The sequence below is a fragment of the Hominenteromicrobium mulieris genome, from assembly GCF_046197855.1.
GTDB lineage: Bacteria > Bacillota > Clostridia > Oscillospirales > Acutalibacteraceae > Hominenteromicrobium > Hominenteromicrobium mulieris.
Map to the genome: position 1 here is coordinate 1,048,494 of NZ_CP173188.1, position 23,237 is coordinate 1,071,730.

The 23,237-nt window shown below is 51.9% G+C and carries 15 protein-coding genes; all 15 read left to right on the forward strand.

Translation table 11 applies throughout. From position 1 onward, the window contains the following. Positions 1-68 precede the first annotated feature (68 nt). The 15 genes from ACI0CA_RS05045 (at position 69) to ACI0CA_RS05115 (ending at position 23,236) form a co-directional block, all read left to right on the forward strand. On the forward strand, positions 69-869 hold the full coding sequence (locus ACI0CA_RS05045) for a substrate-binding periplasmic protein (protein WP_446806503.1): 801 nt from the start codon (positions 69-71) through the stop codon (positions 867-869). Beyond that, a complete protein-coding gene (locus ACI0CA_RS05050; RefSeq protein ID WP_446806502.1) occupies positions 866-3,445 on the forward strand; it encodes an ATP-binding protein in 2,580 nt (859 codons plus the stop codon). Before ACI0CA_RS05045 ends, ACI0CA_RS05050 begins: the two co-directional genes overlap by 4 nt. A gap of 341 nt (positions 3,446-3,786) precedes the next feature. Beyond that, entirely contained in the window at positions 3,787-5,481 is a 1,695-nt protein-coding gene (locus tag ACI0CA_RS05055; protein ID WP_446806501.1) for a GspE/PulE family protein, read from the forward strand. 81 nt (positions 5,482-5,562) lie between these two features. Beyond that, on the forward strand, positions 5,563-6,615 hold the full coding sequence (locus ACI0CA_RS05060) for a type IV pilus twitching motility protein PilT (RefSeq protein WP_176820317.1): 1,053 nt from the start codon (positions 5,563-5,565) through the stop codon (positions 6,613-6,615). A 27-nt stretch (positions 6,616-6,642) separates the two neighbouring features. Continuing rightward, the gene (locus ACI0CA_RS05065) at positions 6,643-7,851 is read left to right on the forward strand and encodes a type II secretion system F family protein (protein ID WP_308449658.1); all 1,209 of its coding nucleotides are present in this window, start codon (positions 6,643-6,645) and stop codon (positions 7,849-7,851) included. Positions 7,852-7,976: 125 nt separating this feature from the next. After that, a complete protein-coding gene (locus ACI0CA_RS05070) occupies positions 7,977-8,423 on the forward strand; it encodes a prepilin-type N-terminal cleavage/methylation domain-containing protein (RefSeq protein ID WP_412357995.1) in 447 nt (148 codons plus the stop codon). 130 nt (positions 8,424-8,553) lie between these two features. Continuing rightward, entirely contained in the window at positions 8,554-9,366 is an 813-nt protein-coding gene (locus tag ACI0CA_RS05075; RefSeq protein WP_446806500.1) for a prepilin peptidase, read from the forward strand. A gap of 65 nt (positions 9,367-9,431) precedes the next feature. After that, a complete protein-coding gene (pilM, locus tag ACI0CA_RS05080) occupies positions 9,432-10,433 on the forward strand; it encodes a pilus assembly protein PilM (RefSeq protein WP_395506538.1) in 1,002 nt (333 codons plus the stop codon). 12 nt (positions 10,434-10,445) lie between these two features. After that, a complete protein-coding gene (locus tag ACI0CA_RS05085; protein ID WP_412264390.1) occupies positions 10,446-11,066 on the forward strand; it encodes a hypothetical protein in 621 nt (206 codons plus the stop codon). After that, positions 11,063-11,605 carry a hypothetical protein gene (locus tag ACI0CA_RS05090; RefSeq protein WP_412264392.1) on the forward strand — a complete coding sequence of 181 codons (543 nt, stop codon included), beginning with the start codon at positions 11,063-11,065 and terminating at the stop codon, positions 11,603-11,605. The genes ACI0CA_RS05085 and ACI0CA_RS05090 overlap by 4 nt, the downstream gene beginning before the upstream one ends. 123 nt (positions 11,606-11,728) lie before the next feature. Continuing rightward, positions 11,729-19,003 (forward strand): type II secretion system protein, encoded by a 7,275-nt coding sequence (locus tag ACI0CA_RS05095; protein ID WP_446807060.1) that lies wholly within the window; start codon positions 11,729-11,731, stop codon positions 19,001-19,003. After that, positions 18,993-19,670: a hypothetical protein gene (locus ACI0CA_RS05100; RefSeq protein ID WP_412330857.1), complete on the forward strand. Its 678-nt coding sequence runs from the start codon at positions 18,993-18,995 to the stop codon at positions 19,668-19,670. The genes ACI0CA_RS05095 and ACI0CA_RS05100 overlap by 11 nt, the downstream gene beginning before the upstream one ends. After that, on the forward strand, positions 19,667-19,975 hold the full coding sequence (locus ACI0CA_RS05105; protein ID WP_308449665.1) for a hypothetical protein: 309 nt from the start codon (positions 19,667-19,669) through the stop codon (positions 19,973-19,975). Before ACI0CA_RS05100 ends, ACI0CA_RS05105 begins: the two co-directional genes overlap by 4 nt. Then, complete coding sequence (locus tag ACI0CA_RS05110) at positions 19,972-20,517, forward strand: prepilin-type N-terminal cleavage/methylation domain-containing protein (protein WP_308449666.1); 546 nt, start codon at positions 19,972-19,974, stop codon at positions 20,515-20,517. Before ACI0CA_RS05105 ends, ACI0CA_RS05110 begins: the two co-directional genes overlap by 4 nt. 343 nt (positions 20,518-20,860) lie before the next feature. Next, positions 20,861-23,236, forward strand: coding sequence for a diguanylate cyclase (locus ACI0CA_RS05115; RefSeq protein WP_446806499.1), 2,376 nt, complete (start codon positions 20,861-20,863; stop codon positions 23,234-23,236). The last annotated feature ends 1 nt before the right edge of the window (position 23,237 follow it).

The following is a 23,237-nucleotide window of genomic DNA, read 5'->3' on the forward strand; positions in this document are numbered from 1 at the left end:
GCCCCGAAAAACAGCGGTTTTGGAGTGCCGCATTCAAATCACATCACATAGAAAACAGAGGAAAAAATATGCGAAAAAAGGCTTGGATCCTTTTGCTTTTTGCCACGCTTATTGCGCTGCTTTGCGCATGCAGCGATACGGCACAGCAACCGGAGACGGAAAAACCGAAAATACGTATCGGCGGCACAACGTATGCGCCGTATTTTTACCGCAATATCGGCGGCCACTATACCGGCATCGACGTGGAGATTGCCGAGGAAGCCTGCGCACGTATCGGGTATGAGCCGATCTTCGTGGAGCTCGATATCGACAAGGGCTTTGAGCTTTTGGATGAAGACTATGTAGATTGCCTTTGGTGCTGCCTGACGATGGAAGGCAACGAAGATAAGTTTATTTGGGCAGGGCCGTATATGTACACGCAGCGCGTGGTCGTGGTGCCGGCGGACAGCGAGATTGAAACACTGGAAGACCTTGCCGAAAAGTGCGTGGCGGTGCAGGCCGGCTCTATAAGCGAGGAGATCATTTTAAAAGGGCTGAACCCGAATTTGCCGGAGATTACGGACCTTTCCACATTCAGCACGGTGGGCGAGGTGTTTACTTCGCTGCGCAAGGGCTATGCGGATGCGGTCGTCGGGCATGAAAGCTCGCTGAGATTATATACGGACGAATACCCGGACGGCTACCGCTACCTCAACATGAGCATGTGCAGCGACGCCGTGGGCGTGGCATTTAAACCGGACGGCGATGCAGTACTGGCAGAAAAGCTGACGCAGACGCTGCTTGAAATGCGCGAAGACGGCACAACGGCCGCTATTGTGAAAAAATATGGGTTAGATGTCGAAAAAAACGTGAACGGAGGTACCGAATGATGCCGAAGTTCAAGGGAAAAACAAAACCGAAGCTCCATAAGCCGAGCATGGAAACGGTCATGCGGTGGATTGTCACGCTTCTTCTCGGCTTTGTTGTGCTGCTGCCGGTATTTGCAGGCGTAACACAGTATGAACAGAACAAGGCGAAAGCGGATGTTGAGGACGTACTCGCTTTTATGCAGACGAACTGCCGCAAGTACGACAACTACCGCTTGGCCAATACCACCGAAGCGCTGCAGGATGTTTTGACTAAAGTCAAAACACTGACGGCGTACCGTTACGAAGAGGAAGATGCGCTTTTAAACGAAAACCGCTTACAGAGCTATGCGAAATTTCAGTATTTGACCGGCATTTTTGTTTTGGATGAAAATTTCTCCGTGCTGGCTCATTACGACAAAGCGGGCAAGGATGAAAGTCTGCTGCTTAGCCAGATAACTGGGGACAAAAATGCGGCGGATATTTTGAACTATCCGCAGAAAACCTATGCCGACCAGATCTGTATAAACGACAATACGTATAACTACGCCATTTCCGCACGGCAGGATAAACCGGGTCTCGTTATTTGCTATACGGATATCACGCGCTTTCAAAACGATAAAAATGAGCTTTCTCTCTCCAATATGCTGGATGCTGAAATGTTCCGGCAGGATGTGACCGTCGTCATCACGGACGGCATGCGCGTTATCAGCACGAATTGCGAGCAGCTGGAGAACACGCTTGTGCAGTATTATCCTATTGCTGACGTGCTCGTTGGAGGGGAGCAACTTACACCGGACACATTGCTGCAATTAAAAAACGACAACGGCACATGGTACGGTATGTTCACCCAGTACAGAGATTATTATTTGTATGCCTTTTTCCCGAGTCGCGTAGTCTACGCAAGTCGCCGCGGTTGGATGCTGCTGTTTACGGCAATCTACCTGTTTTGCGGCATGGGGTACCTTATTTGGCGGCAGTACAGTAAAAAGCGCCGTCTGCTGCGTATGGAAAAAGAATACCACCTTGTCAGCGCCATTTCGAGCATTTACCTGTCAAACTTGCTCATTCACCCGCAGGACGATACATGGGAGCCCATTGTGCAGAGTGAGCGCATGAAAGCAATCACAAACGGTGTTTTAAGCGCAAAAGCCATGCTGGAAAAGTTTAACACCGAGTGCGTAGCCGAGGCGTACCGGGAGGAATTCCGTGCGTTTACGGACCTCGATACCGCTCAGCAGCGCTTAGAGGGCAAGGCTTTTGACGGCTTCACAATGGAAAATGTGGAGGGCAAGTGGTACCAGCTGCTTCTTGTGCCGCAGCGCCGCTTTACGCACCGGGAAAAGCCGAGCGCACTCATGCTTTTGTTCCGCGATGTTTCGGAGCAAAAGGAGCGCGATATGGAATATCAGGAAAACCTGCGCCGCGCAGCAGAGGAAGCTACCCTTGCAAACGCCGCCAAAACGGATTTCCTGCGCCGCATGAGCCATGACATCCGCACGCCGATCAACGGCATCCGCGGCATGGTACAGATTGCCGACCGTTTCCCGAATGACGCGAAAAAGCAGGCGGAATGCCGCGCAAAGATTATGCGGTCTTCAGATTTTCTTTTAGATCTTGTAAACGATGTGCTCGATATGAGCAAGCTGGAATCCGGCGAAATGCAGCTTGAGGAAGTGCCGTTCAATTTGAACGAGCTGCTGCACGATGTGGGCACGCTGCTCTCCACGCAAGCGCAGGCGCGCGGTATTACGTATACCATCACAATGGAAGATAAGCGCGAAAAGCATGTCATCGGTAGCCCGCTGCATTTAAGACAGATCTTTCAAAACATCGGCGGCAACGCCATCAAGTATGGCAGAGCCGGCGGCTATGTACATGCTACGTGCAGCATCGTTTCACAAACAGAGAACACCGTTCGCTACCGCTTTATCTGTGAAGATAACGGCTGCGGCATGAGCGAAGAATACCAAAAGCATATGTTTGAGCCGTTCTCGCAGGAAAATTCCGGTGCACGCACTACGTATCAGGGTACGGGGCTCGGCCTTTCCATCGTGAAAAAACTCGTGGATGCCATGGGCGGCACCGTCACCGTGGTCAGCGAAAAGGGCGTGGGCACCACATTCATCACGGAGATTCCGCTGAAGCTCGACCCCGCGGCGTCTGATGCCGAAAAGCCGGAGGAAGAGATCGATACCACCGTGTTCCGCGGGCTGCATGTGCTGCTTGTGGAGGATAACGAAGTGAACATGGAGATTGCGGCGTTCCTGCTTGAGGACAGCGGCGCCGAGGTCACAAAAGCATGGAACGGCGCAGAGGGCCTGGAGAAATTCAACGCATCAGCCCCGGGTACGTATGATCTCATCTTAATGGACATCATGATGCCCGTGATGAACGGTTTGGAGGCGGCGGAGAAGATCCGCGCGCTCGACCGCCCGGATTCGGAGACCGTGCCGATCTTCGCCATGACGGCAAACGCGTTTTCCGACGACGCCGCCCGCAGCCGCAAAGCCGGTATGAACGAGCACCTCACAAAGCCGCTCGACCTTGAAAAGATCACAAAAGCGGTGCGCAAATATTGCAAGAAAAATAGCCGATAAAAGCCATAAAACGGCGGCGTGCCTTTAAAAGCGGTGCGCCGCCGTCTTTTTATGGGCTGCAGTGTGTCTGTTCCTACCAAAACACCAATGTGCGGAAATTTCATAAATTGATTCTGAAAATAAGATGAATTCCTGTGGGAATTTTCTCCGCATGAAGGGTGAAATCATAGTGTTGATATGATAAAATAATCGCGCGAATTTTGCAATTCTGGTGCTTTATGCAGAAAATGAGAATTTTGGACGCGGTTTTCGCATTTTAAACATATAAAACTGCTCGATTATGCGAAAAGCAGCATAAATATACGAAATACGAAGCTCGGTTTAGAAAGGGAGGACGTTCCATGGCTTATATGCGACTTGGCGATCTGCTGATTGCGGCAGGCGCCATTACGCAGGAGCAGCTTGAAGAAGCGCTGACCATTCAAAAGCAGAAGAAAGAACGTCTCGGCGACGTTCTGATTGAAAGTAATATCATCACGGAACGGCAGCTCATTGAAGCACTGCAAATGCAGCTTGGCGTCGATTTCATCGATTTAACGGCGATCTCTATTCCATTAGAGCTCGCCAAATTTGTGCCGCGCGCCATCGCGAAAAAATACAACGTGGTGCCGGTAAAGCTTGTAAAAGACGAGCTCTTTGTTGCCATGAGCGATCCGTTGAACTTCGTTGCGCAGGAAGAGATTAAGGCCGCTTCGCATAAGCGCGTTGTGCCGATGATCTCCACGCGCCGCGCGACCGAGCAGGCCATCGGCACATTGTACGGCAGCGAAGGCACGGCCCGCGCCATTGAAGAAATGAAGCGAGAGGTCGGCACATCCACACCGGATATCGTGCCGGTGCAGATGAACCAGACGGATACCGGCAACGCGTCTGCCGCGCCGACGATCCGCTTTGTAAATTCCGTCATTGAGCGCGCCTTTTTGGAGCGCGCGAGCGACATTCACCTTGAGCCGCAGGAGGGCGAAATGGTGGTGCGCATGCGTATCGACGGCATTTTGAGAAAGATTTTGACCGTGCCCGCAAATTTGCAGAGCAACGTTATTTCCCGCCTGAAGATCATGGGCGGCATGAATATTTCCGAGCGTAAGATCCCGCAGGACGGCCGTGCCATGGTGCAGGTGCGTCACCACGAGATCGACCTGCGTATCTCGTCCATGCCGACGATCTACGGCGAAAAGATTGTTTTGCGTTTGCTCGATAAATCCGGGCATACGATCACGAAGCAGTCCATCGGCCTTGAGGGCACAGACCTGCAAAAGTATGATGCGCTGCTCAAAAACAGCAGCGGCGTGATTTTGATTGTGGGCCCGACCGGTTCTGGTAAATCCACGACGATGTGCGCCATGCTGCAGGAGCTTGCAAATGAGGAAACGAACCTCATGACGCTGGAGGATCCGGTGGAATACAACATTCCGGGCGTTAACCAGTGCCAGATCAACGAAAAGACCGGCATGACGTTTGCGACAGGACTGCGCGCCATCTTGCGTCAGGACCCGGATGTCATTTCCGTCGGTGAGATTCGCGACGGAGAGACGGGCGCCATTGCCATTCGTGCTGCTATTACGGGCCATTTGGTGCTTTCTACTTTGCATACGAACGACGCTGTTTCCGCCATCGACCGCCTGGTCGATATCGGCGTGGAGCCGTACCTCATTTCCAGCGCGCTGCGCGGCGTCATCTCCCAACGCCTTGTGCGCAAGGTCTGCCCGCACTGCAAGAAGGCGTATAGGCCGGAGGCGGAGGAGCTTGCCATGCTCGGCCTGCCGGAGGACGCCAACGTGCAGTTCTACCGCGGCGAGGGCTGTCAGGAGTGCTACCACACCGGCTACAAGGGCCGCCGTGCCGTCTTTGAAATCTTCATGCTCAACGGGCGCATTCGCCGCATGGTTACAGAAGGCGCAAAGTACGATGCGCTTTTAAGGGCAGCAACGGAGACGAACTTTGTCACGATGCGCGAAAATTGTCGTAACCTTGTTTTGCGCGGCGAGATCAGCGCAGCGGAAGCCGCGCGCGCCATCAATTCCACAGCGGATTGACATTCTGCTGAAAATCTGTTGAAAACTTGCTCATAACTTTCGGAAAGGACGCAGTCGCCGCGTTTCGGCGATGGTTTTAATATGCTTGAAATCAGCGAAATCATCGCGCAGGCGCAGCAAAAAGGCGCTTCCGATATTCATATTGTCACCGGCCTGCCGGTGAAATGCCGCATAGACGGCAAGGTGCAGAACCTCACGGAGAAAGTCCTCACGTGGGAAGACTGCGAATACTACGCAAAATGCCTTGCGGGCGACCTTTTCCACGAGATCGAATGCATCGGCGAGCTTGATTTGGCGCGGACGTTTCCGTGCGGAGCGCGAACCAGAATCAATCTGTTCCGCCAGCAGGGGGCGGTTTCGGCGGCGATCCGTATTTTGGCGGATACCATCCCGGAGATCGAGGCGTTGAATTTGCCGCCGGTCGTTTCCGAATTCCCGGAGTACCGCAGCGGCATCATTTTAGTCACGGGTGAAACGGGTTCCGGCAAATCCACGACGTTGGCGGCGATTTTAAATCGCATCAACCATACGCGGCGCAGCCACATCATCACGCTGGAAGACCCGATTGAGTACATTTACGAGCCGGATCAGTGCATCATTAACCAGCGCGAGATCGGCAAAGACACCAGAAGCTACGCAGACGGCCTGCGGTCTATCCTGCGTGAGGACCCGGACGTTATCCTCATCGGCGAGATGCGCGACCTCAATACCATTGAGACCGCATTGACGGCGGCGGAAACGGGCCACTTGGTCTTCGCCACCCTGCACACAAACTCCGCAGCGGATTCCGTTGACCGCATGGTGAACGTGTTCCCGGAGGGGCAGCAGCGTCAGATTCGATTGCAGCTTTCCACTACGTTGCGTGCGGTGCTTTCGCAGCAGCTGTTGCCGAAGCGCGCAGGCGGCCGGGCGGCGGCGTGCGAAGTCATGATGGTGAACAGCGCCATCAAAAATTTAATCCGCGAGGGCAAGACCCCGCAGATTGACAGCTTCATTACCATGAACGCGCAGGACGGCAGCATTACGATGGATAATGCCCTGCTGAAAATGGTGCGCGAGGGCACCGTAACGTATGAAACGGCGCTCGGCTACGCCAGAGACCGAGAAGCGTTTTCCAAGGGAAGACGCGGCTAAATTTAGGAAGAAAGCGAGGGAGCGGGCTTGACGACCTATAAATACAAAGGGCTTTCCCCGGACGGCGCAAAGCTTTCCGGCGTCATCAAAGCGTATAACGAGTTTGAAGCGGTCGCGCAGCTGCGCGAGACCTGCTCCGTCATCACCAAAATAGAAGAAGTCAAAGAGACGCAGAGCTGGAACAAACAGATCGGCACGAAGAAAATCAAAGACAAGGAGCTTGCCATCATTTGCTCGCAGTTCGCCATCATTTTGACTTCCGGTCTGCCCATTGTGCGCTGCGTGGAGATGGTTGCGGCACAGGCGCGCACCAAAGAACTGCAAAAAATGCTGAAAAAGGTCGCGGAGGACGTCTCCGGCGGTTACAGCCTTGCGCAAAGCTTTGAAAACAACGCTACGGGCTTTCCGACCACGTTTATTGAGACCGTACGCGCGGGCGAACAGTCCGGCACACTGGAAGAATGCTTTAAAAAACTACATAAGTATTACGATAAAACCGCTAAAATGAAAGCGAAGATCATCAGCACGCTCACGTATCCGGCAATTGTCATTTGCGTCGCCGTCATCGTGTTCATCATCATTATGGTGGTAGCCGTGCCGGCGTTTACAAGCGTGTTTCTGGAGCTCGGTACCGAGCTGCCGGGCATCACAAAGGGGCTCATCGCAACGTCGGATTTTCTCACGAACTACTGGTGGTCGCTTATTTTGATTGTGCTCGCGTTCTTCATCGGCAGGCTTCTGCTGAAAAAGAACGAAAAGGGGCGTGCGTTCCTTGCGGAAAACAAGCTAAAGCGCTCACCGCTCAAAAAAATGCACAGTCTGAACGCCGCTTCGCAGTTTGCAAGCACCATGAGCACCATGCTCACGGCGGGCTTGCCGATTACGAAAGCGCTGGAGGTCACGGCAAATGTGGCAGATAACTACATGTTCGCGGTGTCCATCCGCAAAGTGCGGCAGGGCGTGGAGCAGGGCCGCAGCCTGGTGGACTGCATGAACGAGATTCCGTATTTTCCAAAGCTGCTCACCGAAATGGTGGGCGTGGGCGAACGCTCCGGCAACATGGAAGAAACGCTCACCGTCATCGGTGATTACTTCGATAACGAGGTCTCGGTGTTCACGCAGCGGTTGCTCTCTATGTTAGAGCCGGCCATCACCATTGTTTTGGCGGTCGTCACCGTCATTTTGCTGCTGGCCGTTTACCTGCCGATGTTCACCATGTATGGCAGCATCGTTTGATTTATTTCGCTGTACCCCGTCGGCGATCCAACCCGAACCGGCGGAATACATAAATTTCGATGGTGAACCCCCAAAAGCACATCTTTGGGGCGAGCAAAATTTCAATGAATTGGAGAATGGTTCTTATGATGAACAAAATGCGTAAGATGAAGAATAAGAAGGGCTTCACGCTCATGGAAATGCTGATTGTTGTTGCAATCATCGCAATCCTCATTGCTATTGCTATCCCGACCTTTGCTTCTTCTCTGAATAAGGCAAGAGTTGCAACCGACGAAGCTAACATCCGTTCCGGCTATGCTGCTGTTATGACTGAGATTTTGACCGATGAAGCTCATAATGTTGAGGGTAGTACAACTGGTACTACTCCTGCTACCTTCACGCTGAAGAAAGATGGTACTGTTTCCACGACGGCTGGCGATGATGCATATACCACACAGGGTAAACCGTCTGATAATGTTGAAATTGCAGGCAAGTCTGTAAATAAGTGGGAAAAGGGTCAGAATGTTACTTACACATATCACTATGATACCAACACGATTGATATCAAAGTTGGCGCTGGCACTGGTGACTAATCTCGCCTAATCAGCGTTTTTTACAACTCTTAATTGAAACAAATCTATTGAGGGGGCCGGGGGTTGCGGCTCCCCCGCGATTTGTTCATTTGATTTTTCACTTTAGGTTTTCATAAAAAGGGGACGCAGTATGCTTTGGGTTTCACCGGCGATTACAATTTATATTTGTGTGCTTACGGTGGTGCTCGGCGCGTGCATGGGAAGCTTTCTCAACTGCATGGCGTGGCGTATCGTCCACGGCGAATCTGTTTTACACGGGCGCTCGCACTGCGACGTCTGCGGCCACGTGCTCGGCGCGGGAGATTTAATTCCCGTTGTGAGCTACATTATCCACAAAGGCCGCTGCAAATACTGCGGCGCAAAGCTCTCTGCGGGACATGCCTTTGCGGAAGTGTTAACGGCGCTTACGTTTTTGCTGCTCGTGCTAAAATATGATATTTCGCTCCAAGCCCTTGAATACATTTTGCTGGCGTGCCTGCTGCTCGCCGCTGCATTCACGGATTTGGAGGGGTATATGATCCCGGACCGTTTCATCGTGACGGGGATCGTCGTGCGTGTTGTTTTCCTGTTTTTGCAGGGGAATGTGCTCGAAAACCTTATGGATGCGCTGCTCGGCGGCTTCGCCGTTGGCGGCGGTTTACTGCTCATCGTGCTCTTATACGAAAAAGTGCGCCAAAAGGAAGCCATGGGCGGCGGCGATATTAAACTGCTGTTCCTCACCGGCTTGTTTCTCGGCTGGCAGCGGAACATTCTGTGCCTGCTCATCGCGTGCGTGCTCGGCATCGTCTTCGCGTTTATTTTCCCGGAAAAACGTACCACAGGAGACGGGGCAGAGGAAGAAGACGGAAAGCTTTTTCCGTGGGGGCCGTCCATCTCGGCGGCAGCGATTCTCACGCTCCTTTGCGGCAGCGAGATCATCGGCGTGTATTTGAGCTTATTTTAACAGAAAGAACAAAAGCTTTACAGCTTGACGGATAGGGATAAAGAAGAAAGCGAGGTGTCTGTACCATGCCCGGACAAATCACGGCATTCGACATTGGTGAGTGCATGGTAAAAGCCGTATGCTTTACAGGCGGCAAACTGAAAAAGGTTATGGCAAAAGAATTGCCGGATAATATGGTCTCCGGCGGCGAAATCGTCTCCATGGACGCCATGGCGGATTTTATCAAGGAAATGGCGAAAGAAAACGGCATCTCCCGCGGTGCGGCGGCGGTCATTCTGCCCGGCACGCTGGTGTTCACCCGCAACGTGACCGTGCCCGCCATGACGGACGGCCAACTGTTGTATAACCTGCCGTTTGAATTTAAAGATTACCTGACGCAGGAAAAGAATAAGTATTATTTCGACTACGCCGTGCAGGATACGGTGAAAGACGAAGAGGGCAATGTGAAAGAATTGCAGCTTTTCGTTTGCGCCACCTTAAAAAGCACCGTGGAAGAATACCGCGCCATGCTGCGCCGTGCGGGCTTCAATTTGAAGGTCGCCATGCCGGAGGAATGCGCCTACGCTGCGCTGACGGAGGATTACATGCAGCGCACAAATGCGCCCGCGGGCAGCGATTACTGCTTTGTAGACCTCGGCCACAACGGCATCCGTATGCACATTCTGCAGGACGGCAATTTCACCACGAAGCGCTCCGGCGACCTCGGCCTGCGCGACCTTGAGCAGACGATTTCCGATGTGCGCGGCGTGGATATTCACATGGCACACGCACACATTTTGTCCGATTACAACGACGTGCTTTCCGAAGACGTGAGCGCCGAGCTGTTTAACCGCATGGCGATCGAAATCATGAAGGCCGTCAACTTCTATAATTACAATAACCGCGAGCGCTCGCTCCGGAGAATTTATCTTTGCGGCGGCGGTGTGGCGGTAGATCAGATCCGCGCGGCCATCTGCCGTGTGACGGATCTGGACGTACATAACGCCGAGGAGCTGCTTCCTCAGCACGACGCATTGGAAGCGGCGTGGCTTTACATCAAAGCGATCGGCTGCGCGCTGCAAAAGTAAGGAGGCGTTGGAATGAAGCTTGAACTCGGCATGGGGAACGGCGCCAAAAAGCCCGTAAAATACCCCACCAAAAGAACCGTCAACCTTGCAAAGCGCGAGTCGCACTCCCAAAGCGTCATGACGCTTTCTATCGGCACGGCGGTCATTATCGTGCTTGTGGTGCTCGTCGTGAAATTCGGCGTACTTGACCAGCTTGCGCGCCAAAGTGCCGCAGAAAGTGCTTACAACACCGTGCATGCCCAGTATACCGAAATGCAGAGCGCCGTGGAGAAATACCCCGAGGTCGAAGAGGAGTACCGCACCTATTCCAGAAAATGGATGCAGCAGGAGGATTCCGGCGCGTTCGTTTCTGTGGACAGACAGGAAGTGCTTGACCTCATGGAGAACTATCTGCAGCCCTACGGCACTATAAAGGCCGTCACCATTTCGGACGACGTGATGATTGTTTCCATGTCCGGCTTGAATCTGCAGGAGATTTCCGCCATGTTTGAGATTTTACAGCAGCAGCCCATTGTAAAGGCTGCTGACCTTACAATCGCCTCCACCGAAAAAACGGCAGGCGAAGACCTCGATTTCTCCGTGACGATCACATTACAGCCGGCTGACACGGCGGAAGGGGAGGCCACAGCATGAAAAGAGCCTTTACAACGCGCGAAAAAGTGATGCTGCTCGTCCTCACCGTGCTGCTCATCGTCATCGCATATTTTAAGCTCATCTTGGAGCCCATCAACAATTCCATCGACGAGTATCAGTCCGAAACGGCCGCGGAGCAGGACGAGATTTTGCAGAACACCGCGCTTTTGACGCGCATGAGCCAGATGCAGAAGGAGCTCGAGGAAATCTATGCCGAGGGCGACCCCACGCCCATCCCGAATTATGACAATTCCGGCAAGCTGCTCGTTGAGTTGAACAGCATTCTTTCGGCTTCCGTCGATTATTCGCTGGATTTCGGTCAGGTCTCGGCACTGAACGATGGCTACATCATGTGCCGCCCCATCAACATGGCCTTTACAACGAACACCTACGCCGAAACGCGCGCCATCATTGATGCGCTGCATAACAGCGATTTTACAAACCAAATATCGGACATCAGCGTGCAGTTTGAAAATTCCGGCAGCTCCGGCAATGTGCAGGTAAACCTGTATATTACGTATTTTGAACTTCAAAAATAGCTGGTGCAACACAGGCCGGAAGCTGTTTTTTGCTTGCCGGTTTTCTGTGTTTAAAAAGACTTATACTGTTTTACGGTTTCCATATTTTTCTCAGGAGCAAAACGCATGAATTTTTCACGGGATATGAAGAATTTGAAAAATAGAAGAAAGGGGAAAGCCGGCTTTACCATGTCCGAGCTTTTGATCGTTGTGGCCATTGTCATCGTGCTGTTTGCCGTGGCGGTTCTCTCGCTTGTGACGATCCGGAAGAATCTGCGCCAAAAAGAACTCGACAGTAAAGCGGAGATCCTTTACGTTGCCGTGCAGAATCGCATGTCCGAGCTGCGCGCCGGCGGCTACGAAAGCCTTTATCAGTACGATGAAAAAAAGGATAACGGCGTTGCAAAGGTTGGTCTCATTCCGCTGGATGCTCCCGAAGAAGATGCGGAAGACGCCATCACAAAAGACACGCTCTGCTACGTCGTTTCCGCAGACCGCGTGGCGGTCGGCAAGGCGGCAGCTTCCGTTCTGCCGGAATCTTCCGTAGATGCCGAGCTTTGGAACAACCACTGGGTTATCGAGTACGACCCCGAAAGCGGCAGTGTGTACGGCGCGTTTTACAGCGAAGAGGAGATCACAAGCGGTGATGTCTCCACCACGCTGCCCACATACTTAAACCGTATGCGTGTGCGTCAAACCCGCCTGCACAACGGTGCGAAGATCGGCTACTACGGCGGTGCGCGTGTGATCTCCGGCACAACCGACACTCTAAAGCCGGACATCTCCATCGATAACCGCGAGAAGCTGACGGCAACGTTCTACTGCAACAACCCCTATGCCGATGAGCTGACGTTCAATATCAAGGTTTCGGACGGCCGGAACGAATATGTAAAGGTCGTAAAATACAGCGAGCTTCGCCAGCTGAACAGCAAAACTTGGTACTACACGTGGGTTATGGATAGCTTGGAAAGCGAAAAGACGCGCTTCTATAATCAGACCGACCATAAGCTTGCGTGCGGCACAGACATCACCGTCACGCTTTCCGTAGAAAGCCAAAACGCCAATGTGGACGGCAAAAGCTACACCCGCAAAACGAACAGCCTGTTCCGCTATGCCGAAGGCACCCCGGCCGGCACGGCGCTCATCGCCTACGGCCGCCATTTGCAGAATTTGGACGAGGCCTCCCATGTTTCCAAGACGATTACCAGCGCCGTGCAGGTCAGTGACCTTTCTTTTGCGGATGATACCGCCGACAACGAAGACTGGTATTCCTTTTACCGCGACACCTTTACGCCCATCACAAATAAGTATCTCAAAAGCTATGACGGCTATTCCGAGGTCGATAACGTAAAGCTGTATTCCTCTATCTCGAATTTGCATATTACAGATACGTCTAAGAGCGATGTTGGTCTGTTCAGTACATTTAACGGTGAGATCAAAAACGTGACGCTTACCGGCATGAGGATTGATAATGGAGGCCAGAACGTCGGTGCGCTCATCGGTTCTGTTTCCGATACCGTGAAAATCACAAATACCCGTGTATACCTCAGCTCCAAAAAGGGCGACCTCGCAGATATCGAAACGGTCGATTCCCCGGAAAAAGTGAAGCCGTGGCTCGAGGGTAAAGTCGTCGGCGGACTTATCGGCATGGTGACGAAAACGGGCAGCGTATCCGTTACGGACAGCTCCGCGTCTACGGTCATTCGTGCAGACGGCGGCGCAGCAGGCGGCCTCATCGGTGCCGTGTATCATGCGGCAACGATAACCGATTCCTATGCGGATTGCTATTTGACGGCAGCCAGAACGGGCGGCCTTATCGCAAAGGCAGAGGGCGGGTCTGAAGTGGCCGCAACGGGAACCTCTATCACCTTAAAGGATTTCTATGCAGCGGGTTACCAAACGGCGACCGTCGATGCTTTCGGCTTAGTAGGCGGCTCCAATGTGAACGCTACAGGCGGTTATTCTGCGTGTGTTTACAATGTTGAAGAAAACGCAAAGGTTCATTCCACGGTCAATGCAATGGGCAGTGCCTCAAAGGTATATTATCTGACAGACGGCGGTCTTTCCGAAGGCGGCACAAGCAAGTGGGAAAACGACAATCAAACCAAGCCGAAAACCTATAAAGAACTCAGTGAATCGGGCTTTGCAAAAAAAGAAATCTCCGAGGCGTTCACGTCGTCCTCCGGCGCGGCTACGTTTCCGTATAACTTGATGGATCAGGGCCTTACGTATTACACGTATCCGCGCCTTGAAAAGCTGAACCACTACGGCGACTGGCAGGCGGAGTTTGAATCCGGCGCACTGGTTTATTACGAGCGCTACGAAGACGAAACTTACGGCTTCTACGGCGCGAACCTTTCCACGCTCAAAACGAGTAAGTTTGTCGTCGGCGACGGCTATGCGCTGGCGTATATCGAAAAGAAAGATGCGACCGATAACGTTACCGTGACGTATGCAAACGACCAAACGGCACGGGTATCGTTTGGTAGCGCAATTGAAACGACTGACGACGCGACAAATACGAAGTATTATCTCTATCCGCTCTCAAAAGAGGTCGTCAACACCAAGTATATCGACACCGCAGAGCCGGATACATTCTACCAGAAGATCACGATAGAAGACACCGCAAACAACACGAATACGGAGTATTACTACAATCCGCATTTCGCAAAAACGGTGACGGTCAACGAAAATAAGCCGCAAGCGCCGGAAACGGTCTGCATCCGCTCCGCCCGCCAGCTGTATGCGTTGAGCCTTTACTACCCGCAGTATGCGGATGCCGTAAAGGACAGTGTGTTCCGTCAGGAACTCAACATCGATTACAGCAGGTATGAGTGGACAAAATATGATGACGTTGTGCCTGCAAAGATTAGCACACAGGCGCCGATCGGCACAGGGGATAAACCGTTTACGGCTGTGTATAACGGCGGCTGCAATACGATAGGGGAAATTTCCTTTAAAGCAAAATCCCTTTACATCGGCATGTTCGGTTATACGTCGTCCGCTGCCGCGGTGCGCAATGTGTTCCTTGTCGGCGACGGCAGTAACACGGTGGCCTATGTCAATGCGCAGGGCGGTAATTCGGCTTCCGGCAGTGCGTCGCGCGTCAGCATGGGCGTGCTCGTCGGTTATAACCGCGGCACGGTTTCAAACTGCTCGGTTTCCGGCTATACCATGGAGTATTACGGTTACAGCGCCAGCACGGCTTCGCTCGGCGGCTTTGTCGGCAGCAACTACGGCACCATCCGCAACAGCGCTTCGGACTGCCCGTCCATTCGCTTTGCAAATACGAACTCTAACACCTATGCGGGCGGCTTTGCGGGCGTGAACCACGCCTCTGTTTCGGATTCCTACGCGCTTGGCAGCATTCAGGTGCGCGGCGCGCGAAACAGCACCGTGTGGGTCGCGGGCTTTGCGGCGAACAACGCCAGCGGCATGATTCGCCGCAGCTACAGCGCTACGGCGCTGACAGCTTCCGGCGATGCGGAGTCCTACGGCTTTGCGCATACCGGCGGTTCGGCATACCAGTGCTATTATCTGGACGGCGGCACGTATTCGTATAGAGGCACGCTTTATGCTTACAACACCTCCACGAACGAATTCAAAGATAACGCGGCGGGTGAGCCCCTTACGGGCAGCGAGCTGCAAAACAAAACAATCAGCAATTTCAAAAAGGCAGATTGCACCTATAATGCCAAAGAAACGACCGGCGATTATTATATCTACCCGGCAGTCGTGCGCAATGCAGCAGGGAAGACCGTGCATTACGGCGATTGGCCCGTGCAGAAGGACATCGGTACGCTCGGTGTGTTCTACTGGGAATATGAAGACAGCGGCAGCAACAGCGGCTACCACTTCAGCTACGTGGGCACAAGCCAGGGCAATGAAATTTCCAGCGCAAACAACGACATCTTAAAGGGCGATTCTCTCTGTGAAGAGCACGACGACGGCGGCGTTGTAACGCATTACGGCTACGGCTATTTCTATGCGAACAGCAATAATTTGAAGACTTTATTAAGTGCTGTATACTTCAATGAAAACTTCATGAGCGTTGCAGAAAATGCAAAAGCCGGCGAAGCGCTCGGTAAGCAGATGCCCGGCTATACGTTTGTCGCATATGAAACCGGCGAAGACAAAATGTATTTGACCGGCAGCAAAGCAAACGGCACATGGTGGCTGGATTACGGCAGCGGAACAGATGCTACCGTATACATCTACACCGTCAACCCGTTCTTTGCAAACTCTATGAGCCTCGATAGCTCCGAAGTACAGAACAAAATGACAAAAACAGGTGACGTCGAACCCGGCGCCAACGGCAACGCTTACGAGATTCGCTCCGTCTCGCAGCTGCAGTTTATCAACTGGAATTCCGGAAAGCACAATACAAGCACCTCCATTGTGTCTCAGAACAAATGGGATTGGAATACGTTTAAGGATAAATACACGTATCAGGTTTACGGCGATACTCGCACGGTATCGGGAAGCGGCAAAGAGCTGTATTGGAATCAAACACACGATTTGAATGCTTCCTCGGAATACCGTACACTCGGTAAGACCAATAACTTCACGCCTATCGGAAGCATGTATGATAATGCAGGCGATACAGCAAAAGCTGATCCGACAATGTCATATTTTGCTTCTCATTATGACGGACAGGCATATACGATCAAAAATGTTGAAATTCACAGCAATGCGGAATGTGTTGGTATTTTTGGCATCACGGTCGGTGCAACGGTTAAAAATGTGGTCGTATACTCGAATGAAGGCAATGTAATCGAAGCCGCAAAAGACGGTGTGAGCTGGTATTGCGTTGGCGGTCTTGTCGGCTTTGCGGCCGGCAGAGACAATCCTGCAAGTGTATTTACAAACTGTACGGTTTCCGGCTATACCATTCAGGATAACCATGCAAACGCCCCGGGTTGGGGCGGCGGCAGTGTCGGCGGCCTTGTCGGCATGACAAACATGAATATTACAAATTGCTCCGCTGTAACAGACATTATTATCAATATCGGCTATAATGGCGGTTATCAAAATCTGCGCGTCGGCGGTATTGCCGGTGTTTCCCGCGGAACAGTGAATTATTGCTATGCCGGTGGTTCCATGAGCAGCATATCTTCTATGGGGTACAAAAATTGGAATGCAGGTGCAAATATTTGGATGGGCGGCTTAGTCGGCGGTATCGTTTTGCGCAATGACGGTCTTGATAGCTTGATAGGCACAGTCAAAAATGTCATGAGAGTTTATAATTCTTATAGCTATGTTGACATGCCAAGACGCAGTGGTGGTCAGTGGGGAGAAAAAAACATTATTAAGAGTACGCAAGCAATCGCTTCTAATGGTGAAATGCAGCAGGCATTTACTGCTGTTAATAATGACTATATTGAGATTTATAATTGCTATGCGCTTGAGTCTGCCGTATTAGAGACAGACGATTATCGTGCATATGGCAAAAATCCTCAAAGTTGGAGTGACCTAAATCTCAACCGGACTTTGGATTGGTATGACCGTAGGATTATGTTGTACAACGATTCCACCCCGTACTTAACGTATGCCGAAATGCAGAGCAGCGATTTCTTAACGAAACTGAACAAGAACTACCAGTCCGGCTCAAGCTATAAGAGCTTCTCCACCGTCACCATCACCGAGCAGGGGCAGAACATCGACGGCAAATATAGCTTCCCGGGCAATGATACGGCGCTGCAGGGGCTTAACTATCCGTTCCCGACGGTTCTGACACAGACCGATATCTTCGGCAGCACAGTCAATTTGCATTACGGCCGCTGGCCGCGCATCGGTCTCTTATGGGAAGAAAATTCCCGGAAGCTCGACCTGCTTGCGGATATCAAAACGAAAGCGGAAGACAGCACTTTGAACGACAACGAAGACGGCAAGGCGCTTTTGCAGACACATTTGCTTATCGCCAGCAGCGACGTAGATACGAGCGCAGTGCCGCCGGAAATCAAGCTGTACGACGAAAACAGAAACGAACTCACAAACGATAAGGCCGCAGCAACAGTCAGCCGCATTGTGTATAATCGTGAGAATAACTGCTACGATGTCACATTCATCGGGCAGAATGTCGGCACGGTCGTCGCAGAGGCGAAGCTCGGCAATTACATCGCGCGCCTTACAATCGAAGTTACGGCATCGCTCAAGCTGGAGGCTTCTTCTACGAACATTTCGGTTTATTCCGGCGACACCGATACGATCACGCTGACCGTAAAGGACGCAAACGACAAGCAGCTGCTTGTCGAGACCGAAAAGACGCTTAGATGGGAGATTGCTGTCGATAACAACGGCGTGCAGCAGGATGTCATCGAGTGCAGTAAGGACGATATCAAGCTGAACGCAGACGGCACGTTCTCCTTGCCGCTTACCGGCTTTGCTGCGGGCGAAGCCACGGTGAGCATCACGTGCACATATCCGTACGGCGCGGCAACTGCCGCGGAGCCCGCAAAAGAGGTCACGGCTACGCTGTATATCAGCGCTACAACAAAGCCAAGTGATGTGCTTGGCCTGACAAACGGCAGCGTCTATAACCAGATTTCTTTGCCGCACACGCCGAAAAAATCCACGACCTCCTACACCGGTACGACCGTTGAATACCCGGAAAACCGCCCCGCCATGCAGGGAAGTGCGCTGTTCCTCTACGCAACGGATGCGTATACCGATTTGAAAGGCTTTACGGTCGATCAAATCGAGATCACCGCAGGGGAAACGACCTACACCGTGGGTGAAGACGGCATCACGACCGATGAAAATCACACCTACAAAGTGACGGTAAACGATAAGTGGACGACAGAAACGAACGACACGAAATTCCAATACCGCGCTGTAAAGGTGGAATCCGCCGCGGCAGGTGAGATTACCCTAAAGATCGTCCTCAAAAACGGCGACGTGACCTACAACCTCATCACCCCGTACACTATTGTTTCCAATGAGTATAAGGTGAAGTTTGTAACGGTAAACGGCGATTCGGTGCTGGAGAAAAAGGTATCTTACGGAGAAAAGCCGACGTTAACGGAAGAAGAAAAGAACAAGTTGGCAACAGCTATTTTAGGCTATACGTTTGACTTTGATAATCTCCCCGAGATCTTCGCAGATACCGAGATCAAGGCGGTTCCGAACACCTATACCATCCAGTTTAATGCCAACGGCGGTTCGGGTACGATGCCTGCTGTTTCGTATGCTTATGATAAGATTCAAACGACGGACAGCCTTCCGCAGAATACGTTCAAAAAGGGAGCATCCACCTTTAAGGGTTGGGCGTTTGATGCTTCAAGTACAACGGCTGATTATACAGATGCAAGCTTGATCGGGAACATCATAGGTTCTATGGCGATGGAGAATAAGACCGAACTCACTCTCTACGCCGTTTGGGAAGATACCGCAGCAGGCGGCGAGACCGTTGAACCGTAAATCAACAAAAAGGCAGGTGCCGAAAATGCAGGCGATCCGCAGAAAACTGAATAGCCAAAGGGGCGCTTCCATGCTGATGGCGCTGCTGCTTATGCTGGTCGGCATCATGGTGAGCGCGGTCATCATCTCCGCCGCCACCAGCGCCGCCGTAAATAAGCGCTCGGAAAAAGAACAGCAGCAGGCCTACCTCGCGGTCAGCTCTGCCGCCGAGCTCGTGCGCGACGATTTCCAAAGCCTTACGGGCCGGTATAAAGATGTTACGACCACGGTGACGCATGCGGATGGAACGACCACTACGACGAATGATACGATAAAGGCCACATGTGCGGTGGGAGATATGATCAATGACATCGGCGCACGGTTTATAGGTGTGAACACGACGTCCACTTATGCAAAGACCTACACGTTCTCCGTAGACGGTTATGAAGATGTATCGGCAGAAATCCTTGTATCAGTCGGCACCGGCAGTGACGAAAGCAGCAAGGTGTATAACCTCACTGCAACATTCACAAACGGTGTGGGTTCCGAACACCCCTGCCGCATGGTGTTGACTATGGAGGGCAAATTGACGGAGGAAAGAACCTCCGGCGATACGGGCTCCACGCAGGTCGTCACCCGAACACTCGAATGGAATAAGGCAAAGCTGCAAAAGGAGGTAACGGGTTGAAAAAGCTGCGTTCACAAAAAGCGGAAACACTGGTGGAAACGCTCATGGCCATCGTGGTCGTGGTGCTCGTTATGCTTTTTCTCTCCACCGCAGTTTCCACGGCATCCAAGGTAAATGCCAAGGTGCGCAAAACCGATGTGGCTTTAACGTATAAGAATGCCGTCAAGGGCAGCGAAACCAAAACGCTGATCATTAAGGATAAAAACAGTGCCACAAAAATCATCCATGTTCAAGTCGATGAATACACAAGCGAAAACGGCTACACGTATTACAGGGAAAGCAAAGAGCAGGGGGCGGGAACTTGAAGCTGAAAGATAAAAAAGGCTTAACGCTCGTGGAAATGCTCTGCACAGTCGCCATTTTGGTGCTTGTCAGCATGGTGATGGTGTTGGGGGTGCAGCTCGGCGTGCGCTCCTACGCAAAATCCGTTTCATATTCGGAAGCGCAGGTACTGTGCTCCACGCTTACGACCACCATCAGCGATGAGCTGCGCTATTCCGGCACACTGAAAGTAGACGGCAGCGGCAGCGTTACGGGCTTTTTCAGCCAGCAGTTCGGCAGCGGCGATTACACCGCGTTTACCACTACGCCGGAAGGGCATGTGCAGCTTGGCGGCAAGGACATTCTGCCCGCAAAGGCGTACCCCTACGGTATTAAAGCTGAGGTAGGAAGCTTAACGTATGACGATGTTACTGCCCTTTTCACAGTGCAGCTGAGCGTAAAAGACAGCGAAAATAAAAACACGCTGGCCGAAACCACCTTTGAAGTGGAAAAGCTCAATGTGACGACCGAAGACACCGCAGAGGGCCGCGCCCGCGCCGAAGACATCCGCAATACAGAAAACTGAGAAACACCGCGCCAAACGGAATGCTCCGCAGGCGCGGTGTTTTTGCAATAAAGAATTTGTATACGCTTTGTTTTTTGAAAAGTATGATTTCATGCGATTTTTCTTGCGATTTTTCTTGCACGTAAAAAGCAAATATGATAAAATAGAAAAACAGTGTATTTAAATAGTGTTCTTTATTGTACAGAATAGATAGAATTGCTGCTTTTTATCCACTTTTTGACGAATTTGCAGAGAATATAGCGAATTCTGTCTTTGGCAAGTCATTCTATCGGTAAAAATGAAAGCGCTTTCCGATAAAGAATAAATTGTGAGACGAAACAGAAAGCGCTGCAAGGAGAAATCTATGAGTTTAAAGGAAAAAATACTCATCGCGGACGATTCGGAAATGAACCAAATGCTCCTTGAGGAAATACTCAGCGATAAATATGAATATGTCATGGCAAAAGACGGCACAGAAGCCGTCGATATCCTCGAAAAAAACGAGGATATCGACCTCGTGATGCTCGACATCAACATGCCGAAAATGGACGGTTTCGGCGTTCTGGAGATTATGAATCTGCGGCATTGGATCAGCGAGGTGCCGGTTATCATCATCTCGTCCGAAAGCGATGTGGATTTCATCCGCCGCGGCTATGACCTCGGCGCTTCGGATTACATCAGCAGACCGTTCGATCTGACGGTCGTCCGCCGCCGTGTCGAAAATACGCTCATGTTGTATGCCCGCCAAAAGCGCCTTGTGCGCCTTGTGGAGGAGCAGGTCTACGAGCGTGAAAAGACGAACAACACGATGATCAATATTTTGAGCCATGTTATCGAATACCGCAACAACGAAAGCGGCCAGCATATTCTGCATGTGCGCATGATGACGGACATTCTCCTGCGCCGCTTGATTGAGATCACGGATAAATACCCGCTGACGGAAACGGATATCTCTATGATCGCTTCGGTTTCCGCACTGCACGACATCGGTAAGATCAGCGTTCCGAAAGCGATTTTAAATAAACCCGGCAAGCTCGACCCCGAAGAGTGGGAGATTATGAAGAGTCACGCCGCCGTCGGTGACTCGATACTGTCCGACATCGGTATGCAGCAATCCGAAACGCTGATGAATCTGGCGCATGAGATCTGCCGCTGGCACCACGAGCGTTGGGACGGCCGCGGCTACCCGGATGGTCTCAAGGGCGATGAGATTCCGATTTCCGCGCAGGTCGTCGCCATGGCAGACGTGTACGACGCGCTTACAAGCGAACGCTGCTACAAAAAGTCGTTCGACCACGCGACCGCTATTAAAATGATTACAAACGGCGAATGCGGCGCCTTCAATCCGCTTTTGATACGGTGTCTGCTGGACGTGCAGGATCAGCTTTTCGAGAACATGCACACAGACCCCAGACGGTTCGATTACCGTCAGGAAGCAAAGCGCCTTTCCGATGAAATGCTCGAGCAAAAAGAACTTATGCCTAATAACCGTGCGCACAGCCTGCTCACCTTCGAGCAGAAAAAGGCGGAATTCTTCGCAGAGCAGTGCGGCGGTATCCAGTTTGAATTTGACCACTGGACAAATACCGTACATCTCAAAGATTGGAATGCGCCGGTCGATCAACGAGAAAAATCCATGTATCTGACGGAATGGAACGACGTTTCGCTGCTCTCTGAAAAGGATTGGCTCGCTATGCGTGAAAAGCTGAAAGCAACAACGCCGGAAAGACCGGAAGTGAAAATGATTGTGCAGATCCCCGTTAACGGGGAATATCGCTGGCAGCGCCTTACGGCAAGATCGCTTTGGACAACTAAGTACAAAAATTATGCCGGCGTGCTCGGACACTTTGAAGATATTCAGGATGAAATGGTACGGCGCGGAGAAGAAGCGCTTAAAAAGTGCACGGAAGACAACATAGCGCACCTCTTGGGTGACTTGAGCCGTGTGTTTGAAGTGGTGCGCCTTGTTGATCCGAAAACAAACGAGATCGTCGAGCTGAATGAAGGCGGCAAAGTAATCCCTACGCCGATACACTGCTATGAAATTTGGGGCAGAAACGAGCCGTGCGAAAACTGTATTTCTTCCCGCGCTCTGGAAGGAAAAGAGTGGGTCACCAAGCTTGAAATGCGTGACAGGCAAATGTACTTCGTGCTTTCTAAACATATCAACGTCAACGGACGTACCTGCACACTGGAGATTGCTTCGCATGAAGACGAAGCGGAGTGCGCACGCTGCGGCGGTGACAACGATGTGCCAACGCGTTCTTCGTTTATGAACTTCTACCGCGATACCCTGACCGGAACGTACACGAGACTGTATCTTGAGAGTTTCCAGTCCAATTTGGAAAGCGCAGATGCCGTGGCAATCGTGGATGTTGACCTTTTTAAGCAGATTAACGATACATACGGCCACCCTGTGGGCGATGAAGCGCTGAAAACCATCGCGAATACAATCCAGTCCGGCATCCGCGGCAGCGATACGCTTATCCGCTACGGCGGGGACGAGTTTCTCCTCATCTTCTCCAAGATCGGCGAAGAGGTTTTCTATGAGCGTTTAAAGCAGCTCAGACGCGCCGTGCAGAAGACAAAATTGCCGGATTACCCCGAGGTGAAGCTTGATGTCAGCCTTGGCGGCGTATACCGCGTACACCCGCTCTCCGAAGCCATTCGGCAGGCAGACCTGCGCATGTACGACAATAAAGCGAAACACGCGAATGTAAATCATGCGGCATGCAGATAGG